At 45.1% G+C, this 18,020-nt stretch carries 9 protein-coding genes; 2 read left to right on the forward strand and 7 right to left on the reverse strand.

The genetic code is table 11. The annotated features are described in order from the left end of the window. Positions 1-70 precede the first annotated feature (70 nt). The gene (locus tag DXN04_RS07855) at positions 71-1,423 is read right to left on the reverse strand and encodes an aldehyde dehydrogenase (protein ID WP_116852777.1); all 1,353 of its coding nucleotides are present in this window, start codon (positions 1,421-1,423) and stop codon (positions 71-73) included. Positions 1,424-1,800: 377 nt separating this feature from the next. Between DXN04_RS07855 and gatB the strand changes: the two genes are divergently transcribed. Together gatB and DXN04_RS07865 are read left to right on the forward strand one after the other, a co-directional pair. Beyond that, complete coding sequence (gene gatB, locus DXN04_RS07860; protein WP_116852778.1) at positions 1,801-3,255, forward strand: Asp-tRNA(Asn)/Glu-tRNA(Gln) amidotransferase subunit GatB; 1,455 nt, start codon at positions 1,801-1,803, stop codon at positions 3,253-3,255. Positions 3,256-3,267: 12 nt separating this feature from the next. Then, positions 3,268-4,416 carry a TlpA disulfide reductase family protein gene (locus DXN04_RS07865; protein ID WP_116852779.1) on the forward strand — a complete coding sequence of 383 codons (1,149 nt, stop codon included), beginning with the start codon at positions 3,268-3,270 and terminating at the stop codon, positions 4,414-4,416. A gap of 65 nt (positions 4,417-4,481) precedes the next feature. Here DXN04_RS07865 and DXN04_RS07870 read toward each other — a convergent pair whose 3' ends face one another. The 6 genes from DXN04_RS07870 to DXN04_RS07895 form a co-directional block, all read right to left on the reverse strand. Beyond that, positions 4,482-5,882 (reverse strand): RagB/SusD family nutrient uptake outer membrane protein, encoded by a 1,401-nt coding sequence (locus DXN04_RS07870; RefSeq protein WP_116852780.1) that lies wholly within the window; start codon positions 5,880-5,882, stop codon positions 4,482-4,484. A 12-nt stretch (positions 5,883-5,894) separates the two neighbouring features. Further along, on the reverse strand, positions 5,895-8,903 hold the full coding sequence (locus DXN04_RS07875; RefSeq protein ID WP_116852781.1) for a SusC/RagA family TonB-linked outer membrane protein: 3,009 nt from the start codon (positions 8,901-8,903) through the stop codon (positions 5,895-5,897). A 267-nt stretch (positions 8,904-9,170) separates the two neighbouring features. Beyond that, entirely contained in the window at positions 9,171-10,565 is a 1,395-nt protein-coding gene (locus DXN04_RS07880; RefSeq protein WP_116852782.1) for a SusD/RagB family nutrient-binding outer membrane lipoprotein, read from the reverse strand. A gap of 46 nt (positions 10,566-10,611) precedes the next feature. Beyond that, positions 10,612-13,695 (reverse strand): SusC/RagA family TonB-linked outer membrane protein, encoded by a 3,084-nt coding sequence (locus DXN04_RS07885; RefSeq protein ID WP_158568901.1) that lies wholly within the window; start codon positions 13,693-13,695, stop codon positions 10,612-10,614. Between the two features lie 912 nt (positions 13,696-14,607). Beyond that, positions 14,608-15,300 (reverse strand): LuxR C-terminal-related transcriptional regulator, encoded by a 693-nt coding sequence (locus tag DXN04_RS07890; RefSeq protein WP_116852784.1) that lies wholly within the window; start codon positions 15,298-15,300, stop codon positions 14,608-14,610. A gap of 182 nt (positions 15,301-15,482) precedes the next feature. Beyond that, entirely contained in the window at positions 15,483-17,906 is a 2,424-nt protein-coding gene (locus tag DXN04_RS07895; RefSeq protein WP_116852785.1) for an efflux RND transporter permease subunit, read from the reverse strand. Between the last annotated feature and the right edge of the window lie 114 nt (positions 17,907-18,020).

Below are 18,020 nucleotides of genomic sequence, written 5' to 3' on the forward strand. Positions count from 1 at the left end.
GACATTTTTATTCAGGAGCTTTTACTCAGGAAGTCCTTTTATCTGAGGAGCTTTTTATCCAGGAAGATTATTATTTCATGAGTCTTTTTAAGAATCCCAAGCCCCGGTAAGGAGGGTATTTTAGCTTAACATCCAGCCAGGTACCGGTTTTCATCACCGCCTTGGCATGGGTAAAGGTCAGGAAGTTGTATTTGCCATGGTATTGCCCCATACCACTGTATCCTACGCCACCGAAAGGTAGTTCTACATTGGTATAGTGCCCCAAGGTATTGTTCACACAGGCCCCTCCGAAACTCAGTTGTTCAATAAGTGTTTTTTCAGTACTGCTTCTCTTTGTGAATACATAGAGGGAGAGGGGGGCAGGGTGCTGTTTGATATATTGAATTGCATCGCCCAGGTGTTCATAAGTCATGATGGGCAGGATGGGACCGAATATTTCTTCGTCAATCGCAGCATTTTCCATGAGGGTAGGGCCTATGTACAAATTGGCGGCATCGGTATCGCCTCCGTGCAGGATAGTGCCTTTGGAGAGGTAGCTGCTAAGCGTATCGAACCGCTTTTTGTTGATAATGTGGGCATAGTCTTTACTGGTAGCCGGGTTGTCGCCATAGAAGCTGGCAATCGCCTTTTTCATGGCAGTGATAAGTGCGTCCTTTACTTTGGCATGTACCAGTACATAATCAGGTGCTATGCAGGTCTGGCCGGCATTAAAGTATTTGCCCCAGATGATCCTTTTGGCGGCTACCTGTATGTCTACCTTGTCATCAACCACGCAGGGAGACTTACCGCCCAGTTCCAGGGTGACAGGGCTGAGGTGAGGGGCGGCCATTTCCAGTATTTTCTTACCAACATTTGTGCTGCCGGTAAAGAACACATGATCAAAGCGATGCTGCATCAATGCGGGAATGACTTCACTGCCTTCGCCATCTACAACGGTGACATAGGCGGGGGCAAAGGTTTCCTGTACCAGGTTGGCAATTACGGCGGCGGTATGGGGAGCCAGTTCTGAAGGTTTCAGGATGGCACAGTTACCACCGGCGATGGCACCAATGAGGGGTGTCATGATCAGGCTGAAAGGATAATTCCAGGGACCTATGATAAGGGTTTGGCCCAGGGGGGCGCGATGAATTTTGCTTTTGGAGGGGTAGAGCATGAATGGACTGCTTACAGGCTCCGGGCGCATCCAGCGCTTCAGGTTATGCAAACAGTATTTGATTTCACCGTACACGAGCCCTACCTCGCTGCCGAAGGCTTCCATCGGGGGCTTATGTAAATCGGCATGCAGGGCAGCCAATATACGTCGCTCATAGCGCTTTACGGCCTTTTTCAGCAGTTTAAGCTGCTTCCGGCGGTATGCGTAAGGAAATGTAGCGCCGGAGGCAAAAAAGGCCTGCTGTGCCTGATAAGTATTTTCAATGCTCATGCTTGAAAGTTACTAAAAAGGCATCAACCCCTAATTCAGGGAACAGGGATAAATAGTGGTTAAATGGTAAGTCCCAATGTCGAAGATAGCTACACAGCGTTGCTAGTTACCGCTTTTATCAGGAAGAAGGTTAAATGTTTTGTGGTGCGCCAGTAGAATATAGGTCAAATGCTGTGGCTAGTAATATTAATGTGGAAATACAGGTCAAACAGTTGCTAGTGCAAGTTTAATAAAATTTTGTTAAAATTCAATATTCCTTTTAAAAAGCGGTGAATCATGAATTTAATTAAGCCAGATGCAGGCTGGCTTAATTAAATTCAAAATGATACCCTTTCTACCCGTCATTTTTTATATTTGCGTTCACAGCATAATATAATATGAGCGCAAGCATCGATTTTGACAAATATGAGGTAGTGATAGGCCTGGAGGTACACGCCCAACTGCAAACAGAGAGCAAACTATTCTGTGGGGACAGTGCTGCTTTCGGAGGCGCTCCCAATACACATATCAGCCCTATTACACTGGGGCACCCCGGTACCCTGCCAAAACTGAATAAGAAGGCAGTGGAATATGCAATCCGGTTGGGGCTGGCATGCGAATGCCATATTGAGAAAGAGAACTTTTTCGCCCGCAAGAACTATTTCTATCCTGACCTGCCCAAGGGCTATCAGGTATCGCAACATACCGCGCCTATCTGTGTTGGTGGCCGGGTTATCATTTCGACTGCAGATGGTGAGAGGGCGATTCAGCTGAATCGCATTCACATGGAGGAAGATGCCGGTAAATCTATGCACGATCAGGATCCTGCCTTTACCTTGGTGGATTATAACCGTGCCGGTGTACCCCTGCTGGAAATTGTAACTGAACCGGACCTGCATAGCAGCGATGAGGTATATGCATTCCTCACGGTGCTGCGCCGCCTGGTACGCTGGGTAGATGTGTGCGATGGTAATATGGAAGAGGGTAGCATGCGCTGTGATGCTAACATCTCCATTCGCCTGAAAGGTGAGACCAGACTGGGTACCAAAGTAGAAGTAAAGAACCTGAACTCTATCCGCAACGTAAAACGTGCGGTAGAGGGTGAAATAAAGCGCCAGATCACCCTGGTAGAAACCGGCGGCACGATTGTACAGGAAACCCGCAGCTTCGATGCCGGCAATGGTACTTCCTTCCCGCTGCGCTCCAAGGAAGAGGCGAACGACTATCGTTACTTCCCTGAGCCGGACCTGGCACCGTTCTCATTTACCGACGAGTTCCTGGAGGGCATTCGTGCATCACTACCTGAACTGCCGGAAGCGCTGGTACAAAAATATGTGAAGCAATACGGGCTCTCTGATTACGATGCCAGAGTAGTCTGCGATGATAAGGCCACCGCTGACTATTTTGAGCAGGTGGTCAATGTGATTCCAAAACACAAGGCGGTAGCTAACTGGCTGCTGGGCCCTGTGAAGTCCACGCTCAATGACAAGGGCATTGATATGTCTGCATTCCCGCTGCCGGCAAAGGCGCTGGCCGCCCTCATTCAGCTGGTGGAAGATGGAAAGGTGAACTTCTCCATTGCATCTTCCCGCATCTTCCCGGAATTGCTGCTGGCACCTGAAACTGCGCCGCTGGACATCGCTACCCGTCTCAATCTGTTGCAGGATAATAATGCAGATAATATTACACCCATCATCGATGAGGTGTTAAATAAATACCCTGATAAGGTGGCAGAATTCCGCAGAGGGAAGAAAGGTCTGATGGCCCTGTTTGTGGGCGAAGTGATGAAAGCCTCCAAAGGTAAAGCCGATCCAAAACTCACTAACCAGCTGCTGGCTGAAAAACTTAAATAACAACTGATCTATATGAAGAAATTAGCATTATGGGCGATAGCCTTCGGTTTTGTACTGGCAGGTTGTCACCAGCAGACCGAGAAAGGGGATTTTGTGATCAATGCAAAAATCGATAATGCACCTTTGGGTACTGTGGTACTGGAAGAACTGTCCATGGACACCCTGAAAATAGTGGACTCTGTAACGCTGAAAGATGCCAGTGGTAAGTTTACCCTGAAAGGCATGCTGCCAGAACAGGGGCTGTATCGTATTCGTTTTGGCGAAGATCAGCAGCGCTTCATCCTGCTGGCGCTGGATGCAGGAACCATGAGTGTAACAGGTGATCTGAATAACCTGGAACTGGTGAAATTTGAAAATGCGGAAGCTTCTACTGAACTGCAGCAATTGCTGAACGATGTAAGTTCCAAGAGCCGTATGCTGACTGAAGAAAGCATGGCGCTGGATAGCCTGGCGAAGAGTGGTGTTGGTGATAGTGTTATACAGGTAAAAACTGAAGCGCTGCAGGCAAAGGAAAAAGAAGTCACTGATTTTGTAATGCACACGGCTACTACTTCCAAGAATCCGGCTGTAGCTGCATTTGCATTGAGCATGATCAATCCACAATCTTTAATGGGCAGTGGAAAAGAGATTGCAGAAGTAAAGAGTCATTTTCCTACCAATACGCTCGTTGTTGGGCTCACCAGTAAACTGGAGCAGATGCTGAAGCAGGCGGCTGGTGAGGTAGATGCGAATATGACTGCACTGCAGGTAGGCCAGGAAGCGCCGGATTTTTCACTGCCTGATGCGACTGGCAAGATGGTGAGCCTGAGCTCTTTCAAAGGTAAATTTGTATTGGTTGATTTCTGGGCTAGCTGGTGTCAGCCTTGCCGTATGGAGAATCCAAATGTAGTAAAGGCATATAATGCTTATAAAGGTAAGAACTTCACTGTGCTGGGAGTATCCCTGGATAAGAAGAAAGAAGCATGGTTAGAGGCGATTCAGAAGGATGGTTTGACATGGACACACGTGAGTGACCTGAAGTTCTGGGAGAGTGCGGTAGTGCCTCTGTATGGTATTAATTCTATTCCTACTAATATGCTGCTGGACCCGTCTGGTAAGATTTTGGGAATTGGATTGAGAGGAGAGGCGCTGGAAGCGAAACTGGCGGAAGTGATAAAATAAGTTGAGCATTCATTTTAAAATAAAAAAAGCTTTTGCCATCGGCAAAAGCTTTTTTTATTCCGGATTTAATACCCGGGATTTTGAGCTATGTTTTTATTTACATCTATTTCTCTTTGTGGTATGGGTGGTATCACTGTTGGCTGTGTAGCCGGATAAGTACAAGCCGGTGTATTTAACTCCAAAGGATCTCCACAGAATTCTCTTACAATATCCTGTTTGTTCCGCAGCAAATCGAAGTAACGATGGCCTTCGAACATCAGTTCTTTTCTTCTTTCGAGGAGTACATTTGCAAGTACATCTGCATCAGGGATATTCACCAGGTTGGGTATTGTTCTCTTCGCGCGGATAGCATTTACATCATCCAATGCAGCTGTATAATTGCCCAGTTTTGCATTTGCTTCTGCACGTATGAGGTATTGTTCAGAAATCCTCAGGATCTTGGGACTGTACAATCCAAAGATACCATCCTGTCCGGTAAACTTATCATTTTCATATTCTGTGCTATCTCCATCGAAGGGTAGTATGTACGACTTATACCTGGCATCAGCCGTATCGAATACTTTTACTAAATCAGGTGATACACGAATATCACCATAACCAGGTTTCAGATAGATTCTGCCTACATCGTCAGAGCCCAGTGATTCTGTGGATAATACCATGAGTGTAAAGATATCTTCGCTGGTTCCTGTTGTGTTATAAAAATCAGGGAGATCATTTGCGGGAACGATTGCATATTCTGCTGAGCTAATTACAGCAGATGCTTCGGTTACAGCGTTTTCGTTATCGCCTTTGTAGAGGTACACTCTTGCGAGCAATGCGGATGCCGCATATGCATTGGCGTTATATGGGTTACTGCCGTCTTTTGCAAGCAGTGATTTTGCCTGTGTAAGATCGTTGATGATCTGTGTATACACTTCATCTACGGTATTCCTGGCGGGTGAACCTACTGCAAATTTTGTCATAACAGGGATACCTAATGCACTGCCACCGCCTATTGCATAAGGCTGTGAAAAGGTACGCAGCAGATCGAAATGTATGAGTGCCCTGATGAATAATGCCTGGCCCAATGCATTATTTTTTTCTTCATCCGTACCATCAGTTAAGGTTGGTATACTGTTGATGATATTGTTTGCCCTGAGGATTACTGCATATGTCTGGTTCCAGAGGCTTGTGATATCCCCGTCAGATGTGAGCCAGGTAACACGAAATGAGGAGCCGAAACGATTACTGTTAGCCGCTGCCAGGTATACATTATCAGCGGCTATTTCGGGTATTACAAGAAAATTGCGGCCATAGTAATTGACGGAGCGCATACCTGCATACATGCCGCTGATACCGGCATTTACACCAGCAATATCAGTGAGTGCATCTTCGGTAGGCAGTGATACAGCAGGTGATAGCGTCAGCTTATCATTGCATGCTGTAACGGATAGTAGCAGGAATATATAGATGATATAGTTTCTCATGTTTTCAGCAGTTTAGAAGTTTACATTTAAGCCCAGGCTAATTGTTTTGGAGGGAGGATAACGGAAGACTTCATTCGCGGATATATCCTGCTCAGGATCCCAGCCGGTATAGCCTGTCCATGTAATTAAATTGGTGCCTGTAGCAAACACGTAAGCCTTCGTGATTTTAGCATGCTTCAGCCATCTGGCAGGCAGATTGTAAGAGAGGGTTACATCTTTCAGGCGCAGGAATTCCCCATTCTCCAGGAACCTTGTAGAGGTAGCAGAATTCGCATTGCTGTTACCACCTTTTTGGGGCTTGGGTCTTTCTGCAATATCACCTGGTTTACGCCAGTAATTTTGTCCCTGTTGCCTGCTGTAATTGTAACCAAAATATACGCCATCAGCATCTGATAAAGACCTTGTCTGGTTCAGGACTTTATTGCCTGTTACGCCGTAAAACATAAATGATAATGCAATGCCTTTGTAGGAGAGTCGGTTCGTCATTGAGCCAATGTATCGGGGTTCTGCATTACCTGCCACTACTTTGTTTGCAGCATTCAGGCTACTGGTAGTCGTTTTGTTGTCTGATGTGAGCCATAATGGATTTCCATTTGCAGGGTCTACTCCTGCCCATCTGTACATATACCAGCTGGTAACGTGATAACCTACACGTTGAATGGATATGCTACCGGTGATATCCTGTCCGCCGTAGAGTTCAAGGATCTTATTCCTGTTCAGTGAGAAGTTAAAATCTGTCTGCCATTCGAATCCGCCGACTTTTATATTGGTAGAGGAGAGCAAGGCTTCAATACCTTTGTTCTGCACCCTGCCTACATTTGCCTGCTGCTGTGTGAATCCACTGGTAGAGGATACCGGTGTATTCATGAGCAAACCATTGGTGATGCGTTTGTATACATCAAATGTGAGTTTGATCCTGTTATCCAGTACGGCAGCTTCGAAGCCGATGTTGGAAGATTTGTTCTTTTCCCAGGTCAGGTTTTTATTTCCGATAGTGTTCGGTGCATTACCTGGTGCGTTGTTGTAGGAAGTATTGTAGGCATACAGTGCAGTCGCTACAAAGTTGTCAAAGTCTGCATTACCAGTGAGGCCATAGCTACCGCGCAGGCGCAGGTCGGAGAGGACTTTTTGGTTCTTCATAAACGGCTCATCTATCAGCATCCAGGAGGCACCTACAGAGTAGAAATTACCAAAGCGTTTGTTCAGGCCAAAGCGGGAAGATCCATCGCTGCGGTAGCTGACATTGAGTGTATATCGCTCTTTGAAATTATAGTTGAGCTGACCTAAGTAAGAAATAAAAGTATAGTCAGTACCGTTACCATTCACATCCTGCGGAATGGATGCGACATCCAGGGCTTTTAGTTTTCCTGATACGAGGCCGATACCTTCTGCACCGAAGCTGACATTGTTAAACCGGTCATATTCCATCAATGCGATGTAGTTGAGGGAATGATCTTTTGGAAGGGGAATGTTGCCTGATGCGGAGACCTGGTTGGTAAGTGTAACATTGCGTACGAGCTGGTTAAAAATATCTCCGCTCTTCAGTGGTTCTTTCACATTGGCACCATCGTGGGTAGTAGGATCAGTGAAGAGGTTTGCATATCCATATACCATATCGATATTGATCTTTTCAGAGATTTTGAGCCAGTCAGTAAAAGTATAGGAAACCGTGAGACCACCCAGTCCTCTGAAATTATTCAACTTATTTGTATTGCGGGTGTAGGAGTACAGGAAATTGTTTTTGGAAGCGGCTTTAAAGTCCGTTTCATTGCCTGTGTACATGGTGCCATCGGGTTTGTAAGGGCTCTGGAAGGGAGACACAAAATAAGCGCCTAAAATAGGGCTGGAATAGAAGTTTCCACCGCCGGCAGAATTGAAATCGGTATAGGAGATATTGAGGTTGAGTGCGAGGTCAATCTGGTCATTTACTTTTGAGCTAACATTAGACATGACGGAGTAGCGTTTCATGCCGGTTCCGATCATGGGGCCATCTACTTTTTCATATCCTCCGGAGGCATAGTATTTGGCTTTATCAGTACCGCCGGATCCGGTGAGACCGAGTACCTGGTTAGTACCTCTGCGCCAGCCCGCTTTTGACCAGTCAAAAGCATGGTCGAGGAGAGACAGAGGGAATTGCGCATCAATATCGGCCTGAGAGGTACCATTGATGGCGAGTACGTCTCTGTCGTAGGCCAGGGCTTCGGCGGGTGTCATTAAAGCGGCATGGCCCCTGGTCATTTCTGTTTTACCATACTGGGCATTGACACCTATTGTGGTGGTACCTGATTTACCTTTTTTGGTGGTGATGACGATCACACCGTTGGCACCCCTGGATCCGTAGAGTGCGGTGGCGGCAGCATCTTTCAGGATAGTGATGCTTTCCACATCGTTGGGGTTCAGGTTGGCCAGCAGGTCATTACTTTGTACCCCGAGAGAGCCGAATGCATTGATGTCCCGGCCGTCGATAATGATCCCATCCATGACGTAGAGGGGAGAGGAACCGGCACTAATGGACCCTATGCCCCTGATTCTGACAGTTTGAATGGCACCGGGCATACCTGAGTTACCTCCTACGAAAACACCCGGCGTTTGGCCTTGTAATGCCTGATTAATGTCTACATAGTTTTTGTTTTCCAGGTCTTCTGCGGTGACTTCACCTACGGCGCTTGTTCTGGTGCGCCTGTTGGTGTTCGTGTAACCGGTAGCGATATACTCGTTCAATACGTTTTGGTCCGCACCCAGGGTTACTGATAATGTAGTTTGATTTGTGACTACAATTGACACAGAATGAAAGCCGACAGACGATACCTGGAGGGATTGGCCGGGTTCAACACTGATCAGGAAATTACCCTGTTGATCGGTGGTAGTTCCTTTGTTGGTGCCTGCAATTCTGATGGTGGCGAGGGGGATGGGTTGACCATCGTGGGCATCGGTTACCTTTCCTTTGAGGGTACGGGTCTGGGCATGCGTGGATACCACGCTGATGGCTAGCAATAGCCATAGGAGTACAGATGTTTTCATGAGGGACTTTGTTTTTAAAAAATCAATGTGAAACGGCTACATGCATGCATGAGGGAGCTGCAGGGCACAGGGCACAATGATGGCTACAAATACAAATTGGTTGTTTTAAAAATGATGGCTCGTTGTGTTCAGATTTTGGTTCTTAGCTATTTTGAGTTTGGATTATTAGTCTGTACTAATATAAAAAATTCGGGGGAGAATTAGCAATAAAAAAAAGGGAGTGCATCATAAGACACACTCCCTTTTTGATATGAAGAATTGAAAGGATTACAGGTTATCCCACCATACTGGCTGGAAGATATCTATATCTTTGTAAGCTTCAGCGTTTGCTTTGTTATAAAGCAGTTCGTCGTTTACAACAGGCAGTCTTCTTGGAACAGCGTTAGTACCGGTTACGTTATCTGCGTTTGGAGTGATAGCCGGATAACCAGTTCTGCGCCATTCAGCCCATGCTTCGATCTGGCAATACAGTGCTATCCATTTCTGAGTTGCGATCTGCGCTTCAGTGATAGTGGCAGCTGTAGCAGAAGCGTAAGCAGCAATGAAAGCAGCATCAGGGGCTGTACCAGTTACCTGGGTTACAGCTTTGATTACAGCCTGGTTGTAGTAAGTAGCAGCATCACCCAGGTTACCCAGACGGAAGCTAGCATCAGCTTTGATGAACAGTGCTTCAGCATAAGTTACCAAAGGAATTGGAGCACCATCACCAGCAATGTATGAACCCACTTCAGAAGCGGAAGTAAGTTCAGATGAAGGAGCAGCACCTACATAAGTACCAGCATCAGTTTTATCTGCATAGTATGGTAAGCGTGGATCATTGTTATTCTGTAACAGGTCAACCATGTATTTACCAACCTTGAGATAGTTAGCTCTGTCTACTTTGAATACAGCCCACTGGTTCAGTTCAGCGGTTACAGAACCGTAGTAAGCTTTTGCATCGCCAGCGTCAGTTACGTTAGCCAGGAAGCCCAGTGCGGTATTTGCAGAACCGGTAGCATCACCTTTGCTCAGGCGGTTAGCAAAACGAGCCTGCAGGATGTGAGCAGTATTAACCCATTTGGTCAGATCACCACCGAAGATGAAGTCATCGGAACCAATTGTGTAGTTGTTAGTACCGTCAGTAGCAGTCAGGGTAGTTACTGCTTCGCTCAGCAGGGTCTGAATGTATGCATAGATAGATTCCTGGGTATCGAATTTAGGAGTCAGGTTACCGGTAATGTTACCCATACCAGCTTCGGTAGCAGGTACATCGCCCCATACATCGGTAGCAACACCCAGTGCCATTGCTTTCATGATTTTCATTACAGCAGCATACTGTTGGTTGGTAGCACCATAATTTTCGATCAGGTCATTTGCAGGCTGAACGACATTATTATAAAGGTTGTTCCAATCGTTGGTATTTGCTGTATTCAGCAGCTGGTACTGATCGATTTCCAGCATCTGCGCCTGTACACCACCAGTTTGTTGAGTCAGGGTAGCAGAGATTCTTGCCAGGGTACCGGTGTAGGTACTGAAAAGGCCTAATTCTGCTGCTGACAGGATCAGCGGAGGAGTCGCTTTCGTTGGGTTATTTGGGCTTTCGCCGTAACCTTCTGTGAACTTTGAACAGCCTTCCGCCATGAATAACAGCGGTAATGCTAAAAATATTAAGACTTTTTTCATGACTTAGTCGTTGTTATTATTTTCAAATAATTCCTTTAAATACACTTTAGAATCCAACTCTCACGCCAACTGCATAAGTTTTAGTACCCGGGTTGTTGAAATAATCAAAACCTGTCAGGTTAGAACCAGCACCAGTTAAGCTAGTTTCAGGATCTACACCTTTGTAGTCGGTATGTAACCACAGGTTACGACCAGTCAGGGTCAGTTCTACAGTTTTAATCGGGCTATTGCCTGGAATGGTATATTTATAACCCAGGTTCAGTTCACGCAGACGAACCCATGATCCATTCTGTACTGAGTTTTCAACAGCGGAACCAGCAGCATCACCTTTGTAAACGCGATAGTAGCTCTGTGCGGAAACCGGAGTTGTGTTATCAGTGTATTTACCGTCAGCACCCAATACAACACCTGGAATAACGTAAGTTCTCTCACGATCTGCAGTCTCAGCAGTTCTACCCAGGTTGTTCATTCTTGCATAAGTACCGTTCCAGATCTTACCACCATGTCTTACATCCAGCAGGGCAGACAGGGTGATGTGTTTGTAGGTGAAAGTAGTTCTTGCACCACCAGTCCAATCAGGGAATGGATTACCGAGGTTGCCGCTTGCGCTGGCAATAGAAGGCAAACCGTTCGCACCGATTACGAGCTGGCCAGCATCGTTACGTACCCATTTGGTACCATAAAGCGCACCATAAGGCTGACCTACGATAGCATAAGAACCGATAGAAGTGAATGCAGATTCAACGCTGATTTCGTCTACACCATTAGCCAGTTCCAATACTTTGTTTTTGTTCATAGACCAGTTCACCTCAACGTTCCAGGTGAAGTCTTTCAGTTTCAATACATCAGCAGATGCTAACACTTCGAAACCTCTGTTCTGCATTTTACCAGCGTTATCCAGGATGCTGGCGAAGCCAGAAGAACCAGCTACTGGTCTTGCTACCAGGATATCTTTGGATTGTTTATCGTAGTAAGTCAGTTCCAAATTTACACGGCCGAATAATTTAACATCCAAACCGATTTCTTTTTCCACACTTCTTTCTGGTTTCAGGTTTACGTTACCCAGCGCGTTGCTCAGGCTCATACCGTTCTGACCTTTGAAAGGGAAGGAGTTACCATCGGTAAAACCGTCAGCAAAGTTTGGATTAGTATATAAGGTGTTTGCAGCGTAAACACTAGGGCTCTTACCACCAGCAGCAATAGCAGCACGCAGTTTACCATAAGTGATTACGTTATTAGCTGGTACAATCTCAGTGAATATCCAGCTACCACTTACTGAAGGGTAGAAGAAGTTATTTTTAGACTGACCGAAAGTAGAAGACCACTCATTACGACCTGTAGTAGTCAGGAAGAACTGGTTTTTGTAGGCAAATTCCAGGTCATAGTACAGTGCTGATGTTCTTTTAATGAAAGAAGAGTTATCAGCGTACAGGGTAGAAGCGTTATTCAGGTTATAATAGTTGGGAATAGACAGCTGCGTACCTTTCGCATAGTCATTCTGACCAGTTTCCTGATTCAGGTTACCACCCAGGTTAGCAGTTACATCGAACTTTTCGTTGAAATTCTTATGACCGGACAGGATCAGATCTGAGTAGATGTTTCTGTTGGTATAAGTGTTTTCTTCGATCTGACCCAGATAGTCGCTCACAGCGTTAGATCCGATTGCGAAAACCTGTTTGCTGAACTGAGTGTACATATCCACACCGGTACGGTTGTTCAGTGACAACCAGTCGGTGATTTTGAATGATGTATTCACGTTACCGTAGAAGCGGTCGGTTTTATCTTTATAAGGGTTGTTGTACAGACTCCAGTATGGGTTGTCGTAGAAGATGTAATAGTTCTTGCTGGAACCGTCTTCGTTTTTATAGTCGGCCAGGTTCCATGATGCCGGGGCTCTCATGAGCGGCAGCATAACACCGGTAGTGTTAGAACCGTTTTGTGCTTTAGTACCTTCAGTCAGTACATAAGAAGCAGATACACCCATTGTTAACCTGTCGGTGATCTTAGAGTCAGCATTGATACGAACGCTTGTTCTCTGCAGATCTGTGGTTGGTACCACACCTTTCTGGTCTACACGGTTCAGGGACAAACGGAAAGTAGTATTATCGTTACCACCGGTTACAGATACATCATGTGTGAAGTTCTGGCCAGTCTGGAAGAATTCTTTTGTGTTGTCATACACTTTAGCACCGCTAACAGAGCTGATAGCGGGACCCCAGCTATATGGAGAACTTGAGCCCAGGCCACCTGGATCGTAAACAGGAGTTGCACCAGGGCTACCCTGAGAATAAATATGTTGTTCTTCAGGCAGTTTGCTTACCTTATCGAAAGCAGCATTGAAGCTGTAAGCTACTTTAGTTGCACCTGCACGACCTCTTTTGGTAGTATAGATGATAGCACCGGAAGCAGCGCTTGCACCATAAAGGGCAGCAGCGGCAGGTCCTTTCAATACTGTTACAGAAGCGATATCGTCAGGGTTGATATCCAATGCACGGTTAGAGTTGTTTACACCCTGCAGGTTGGAGTTATAAGGGTAGTTTCTTGCGGAAGTAGCGTTAGTGCTGTTATCAACAGGCACACCATCCACAACGATCAGTGGCTGGTTCTCCATAGTGAAGGTAGCGTTACCACGGATGATGATCTTGGTAGATGCACCCGGAGTACCACCGGAACCAATCACCTGCACACCTGCAGCTTTGGAAGCCAGGGCCTGGATAACGTTGTGTTCGTTAGAATTAATCAGCTCGTCAGCGCCGATTTTCTGCACGCTATAACCCAGTGATTTCTTTTCTTTTGTGATACCGAGAGCGGTTACCACCACCTCGTTCAATTGTTTATTGTCTGTACCGAGTGATACGGAGATGTTTGCTGCACCACCTACGGCTTTTTCCTGGTTAACATATCCTATGAAGGAGAATATCAGCGCATCTTTTGCGTCTGCTTCAATTTTGTAGCTACCATCAGCACTGGTGACAGTACCTTTGGAAGTTCCCTTCACTATAACTGACACTCCAGGTAAGGGAGACCCATCTTTGGTATCAGTTACCTTTCCCGTAATTGTTCGTGTTTGAGCGAACGTGTGTAACACGCTCATGGCCACGAACAGCCATAGGAGTAATCCTTTCTTCATAAAAGATAATTGATTTGATAAAATGAACTTGTTAACAATTATATCAGTATTCCTCATAAGCAAATAAGCAATAGTCTATAGAAAATAAGCAAAACCTCTCCCACGCCTTTCACGGCGCATAACAAAGCAGTATTAATTCATAAGCAAGCAGGCAATTCTTGTTCATTTTAACATCTCACTATCGTTCCCCCGTTACAGTCAATGCCGATTAAATTAGATACAAGCGACCCCTAATTCTGTGTAACCAAATAATAATAAATCTGTCTTTGTTAGATCATCTTTAAGCAAAACCAATAAAAAAACCGCATACTACATGTTGCCATGCAATATTTTTCGGGCACCAAAATTCAGTTCACAAGTTTTTATTCAGTAAGCACTTCACGAGATTATGTTGTGATATTGTCGGGTTGTATGCACAATACATATTCGTCTCAGCAGCTCCTTATCATCACGTTTTGATTTTGGCTTAGATTTCTGTTGTTGTAATGTTACTTTATTATTATTTAATAGGTCGGCAAGATACTTAATAAAATGTTAAAACACGCATACAATTTTCATGTTATCATGCACATATTTTGTCATAAAAATGTAAGAATAGACTATTATAGGGGGTTTTATGGCACTACTAGTCTAAGTTAAGTTTTAAAGGATTGTCAAAATTATGTTACAATAACGCTAAAACTTATCTAGAATAAATTCATATTAAAAAAAATAATAAAGGCAAGCGATAGGAATACCGCCTGCGCGCTCATCAACCAAAATCTAAATCCGGGTTAAAACCAGATTTAAATAAAAATATACGTCTGATAACGGTTTAATAAGGGAAGTCAATCAGCATTCACATACGCACATACCGCCAACCGGGCCTCATAAAGGCTGGCTGCTTTCGTCCCCGGAAAATTGGCCTCTCCTTCAGGACAGGCTTAGTGGCTGTGTCTTTAACAGTTCCAGCAGTGTTTCATAGATATCTTCATTCCTGTGGTTGTAACGAAACTCACATTCCTTCAGGTGAAGATATACTGTGCTGCGGTTAAGACCCTTGAATTTGGCCAGGCGATGCTTGGTAAGTCCCCAGAATGCGTCTACATCCTCAGCCGGGTTGCTGGCACCCTCATTTTCCAGGTTATAAAGCCTGTATTGTCCCAAATCGGCGACGTTGCTGAAACGCCTGATTTTGTCTGCTGCACTCTGGGTTTCCAATATGGATCGGTTACTCCGGACTACAGAATGAATCATGGAACGGCTTACATCGGGCAAAATCTCAGTGTGCAGACGATCAGATGCACGGTAGATACCAAAAACAACGGGCTTGATATTCCGGCTTACATCTGTTTTTAGGGGAAGTGAGGAGTCGGAGTCTTGAGTGGCTGGGACTACTTTCCGTTCAGTAGTAGAGGTTGAACGTAAGGGGTCGGTTGGCAATAAAGATTCACAATGCCGGGCTATCTGTTGTCTGATTTTCTTAAGATAACTGTTAACAGTAACCCGACTTACTCCACTTATGCTGGCAATCTGAGTGGCCGTGAGATCCTCGGCAAATAGCCGTAGGATCTCCTTAAATTTACGCTCAGATAAATGAGCGCCCTTTAAGTATTTGTTTTTCATGAACTAAAAGTGGTTAGAATGGCATCATAAACCTCTTATTTTTTAATGGGTATAATTCACCCTTTTATACAAACGGCTAAAAGGGGGGGATGAGTGCCTTGCACTAGATTATTTGAAACTAAAAAGCTCAATGCCAGTGCACTGGCATTGAGCTTTTAGCTATTTTGGATATTTTTTTAAGTCTATTTGTCGCCTTCTTCCCGGTCTTTTAATCCCAGTTTGGACATCTCTACATCTTCTTCATCATCCAGCGTATTCCATAACTGTTTCTTCTGCGCCTTTTTGATCAGGCCCTTCTCCATCCATAACAACAAAGCAGGCAAAATTGTTAAGTTCGTAATCATCGCCAGCATCAATGTCAGCGATGTCAACCAACCTAATGCTTTGGTACCTCCAAACTGAGAGAATGCAAAGATCATAAAACCTGCAAACAGGATCAGGGAGGTGTATACGATGCTCAAACCTGTTTCATGAATCGTCTGCTTTACTGTCGCAGAGATATCCAGGTTATGATGTGGCAACTCCTGCTTGAAGTTCACCAGGAAACGAATCGTTACGTCTATCGCAATACCCAGCGCCACGCTAAATACAAGTACTGTTGATGGCTTGAGTGGTACACCTGCCCAGCCCATCACACCTGCTGTCAACGCCAGCGGAATGATATTCGGAATCAGTGATATGATCAGCATCTTGAATGAACGGAACAGATACAGCATACAGAAGATGATCAGGATAAAGGCAAGCAGAATACTTTCCATCAATCCATCGATGATGAAACGGCTACCTTCCAGGAAGATCACTGTGCTACCGGTATATGTCACCTGGTAATGTGTTGTATCGAATATTTCATTCACTTTCGGTTTCAGTGAATCCAGCAGGATTGGTAAACGACGGGAACCTACGTCCGCCATATTCACACTTACTCTCGCTACCTGGCGGGTACTATCCATAAAGTTGGATACCAGTTTTGTAAACATTGCTGCTTCCTTGCTGGCATTACCCGTGTTCTTCATGCGCAGGTAAGGAGCCAGGAATCCGATATCAAATGAGTTTGGAACCGCATAGTTTGTGCTGTCTCCATTGTAATAAGCCTGCTTTGCAAACTTAATACCCTGTACGACTGACAATGGTTGAGCGAAATCCGGCTGAACAGCAAACAGCTTAGATAACTGATCCAGTTTATCCAGCGTTTGCAGGTTGATAACACCATTCTTTTTCTTTGTATCAACTGCTATTTCCAGGGGCATTATACCCTTGAAATTTTGTTCAAAGAATTTCAGATCCAGGTATAACCTGTCTTCCTTCGGAACGTCATCCAGCATAAAGCCTTCTGACTTCAGGCGCAGCATACCGGTAACTGCAACGATCACCATTATTGCTGTACCAATATATACAACTGGCCTGTACTTAAATACCAATGCATTCAGCCCATCGAGGAACGCGCGGAAGAAGCGGTTGTTCATGTAGCTGGTGTGCTTTACTTTCGGTGCTGGCAGGTAGCTCAGTACCGCAGGCAGGAAGATAAAGGAGATCACAAAGATCAGCATGATATTCAGGCCTGCTACGATACCAAATTCTTTCAGCAATGAACTCTTGGTAAAGCAGAATACACCGAATCCAATGGCTGCTGTCAGGTTTGTGAACAGGGTCACAATACCCATACGCTGAATCATGTGTACCAGTGCCCTGGTCTTGTTCTGATCCTTTGCGAATTCAGTATGATATTTATTGAGGAAGTATACACAGTTCGGGATCCCTATCACCACTATCAATGGTGGAATCAGGGCTGTCAGCAATGTGATCTTGTAGCCTAATAATACGATGGTAGCTACTGACCAAACCACCCCCATTGCTACTACCACCATAGACATGAGCACTGAGCCCAGTGAGCGGAAGAATACGAAGAGGATCAGGGCTGTCAGTACAAATGACAAGATCAGGAACATCTTCATTTCATTGGCCACCATCACCGCCATGATGGTACGAATCAGCGGCAGACCGCTCATACGTACCTGTGTATGATGTTTAGCACCGAAATCATCGCCGAGTTTCATGATGTCATTCACCACCTTGGTACGGCCTTTTGTAGCCATCACCTGCTTGTTCACGCTGATCATCATGAGATATGCATGTGTATCAGGATTGTACAGCAGCCCTTTGTAGAAAGGCAGGTTATGAAATACATTTGCCAGGCTATCCAGCACTACCTGGTTTTTGGTATCACCTTTGAACAAAGGCTGCGCTACCAGTTTGTGTGTGCTGTCATTCTTCAACAGATTGATGGCAACAGGTACACTCAGTACATTCTCAACGTATGGAACGTTTTTAAGGTCGTTGTTGAGCTGTACATAGTCATTGAAAAATCCGGCATTAAAGAAACTGTCTGATTGTACACCCAGTACAACCATGTTTCCATCCTGACCAAAAAGCTTTGTGAATTCCTGGTATTCCTGATACTTTGGATTATCAGTAGGAATAGCTTTGTTGGACTCATAAGACAGTTGAACCTTGCTGGCGAAATATCCCATTACTGCGGTAGCTGCCAATAATGCAATCAGCAGTGGGAGCCTGAATTTTAGTACGAAACCCGCTAAGCGTTGCCACATAAGCATCGTTGAATTTAGGTCGTAAAGGTAATCAAAGTTGTCTAAAAAAATGGGCGACTCAGCCTATATCACAGTAATTGTCATAAAGTAACAACATATAACTATTTTTGATGC

Origin of the sequence: Chitinophaga silvisoli (genome assembly GCF_003412465.1) — a bacterium.
GTDB classification, from domain to species: Bacteria; Bacteroidota; Bacteroidia; order Chitinophagales; family Chitinophagaceae; genus Chitinophaga; species Chitinophaga silvisoli.

Coding starts and splice junctions, on each gene's coding strand:
- DXN04_RS07880 (WP_116852782.1), bottom strand. CDS start 10,565: ATGAAAAAAGTCTTAATATTTTTAGCATTACCGCTGTTATTCATGGCG.
- DXN04_RS07885 (WP_158568901.1), bottom strand. CDS start 13,695: ATGAAGAAAGGATTACTCCTATGGCTGTTCGTGGCCATGAGCGTGTTA.
- DXN04_RS07865 (WP_116852779.1), top strand. CDS start 3,268: ATGAAGAAATTAGCATTATGGGCGATAGCCTTCGGTTTTGTACTGGCA.
- DXN04_RS07855 (WP_116852777.1), bottom strand. CDS start 1,423: ATGAGCATTGAAAATACTTATCAGGCACAGCAGGCCTTTTTTGCCTCC.
- DXN04_RS07875 (WP_116852781.1), bottom strand. CDS start 8,903: ATGAAAACATCTGTACTCCTATGGCTATTGCTAGCCATCAGCGTGGTA.
- DXN04_RS07890 (WP_116852784.1), bottom strand. CDS start 15,300: ATGAAAAACAAATACTTAAAGGGCGCTCATTTATCTGAGCGTAAATTT.
- DXN04_RS07895 (WP_116852785.1), bottom strand. CDS start 17,906: ATGTGGCAACGCTTAGCGGGTTTCGTACTAAAATTCAGGCTCCCACTG.
- gatB (WP_116852778.1), top strand. CDS start 1,801: ATGAGCGCAAGCATCGATTTTGACAAATATGAGGTAGTGATAGGCCTG.
- DXN04_RS07870 (WP_116852780.1), bottom strand. CDS start 5,882: ATGAGAAACTATATCATCTATATATTCCTGCTACTATCCGTTACAGCA.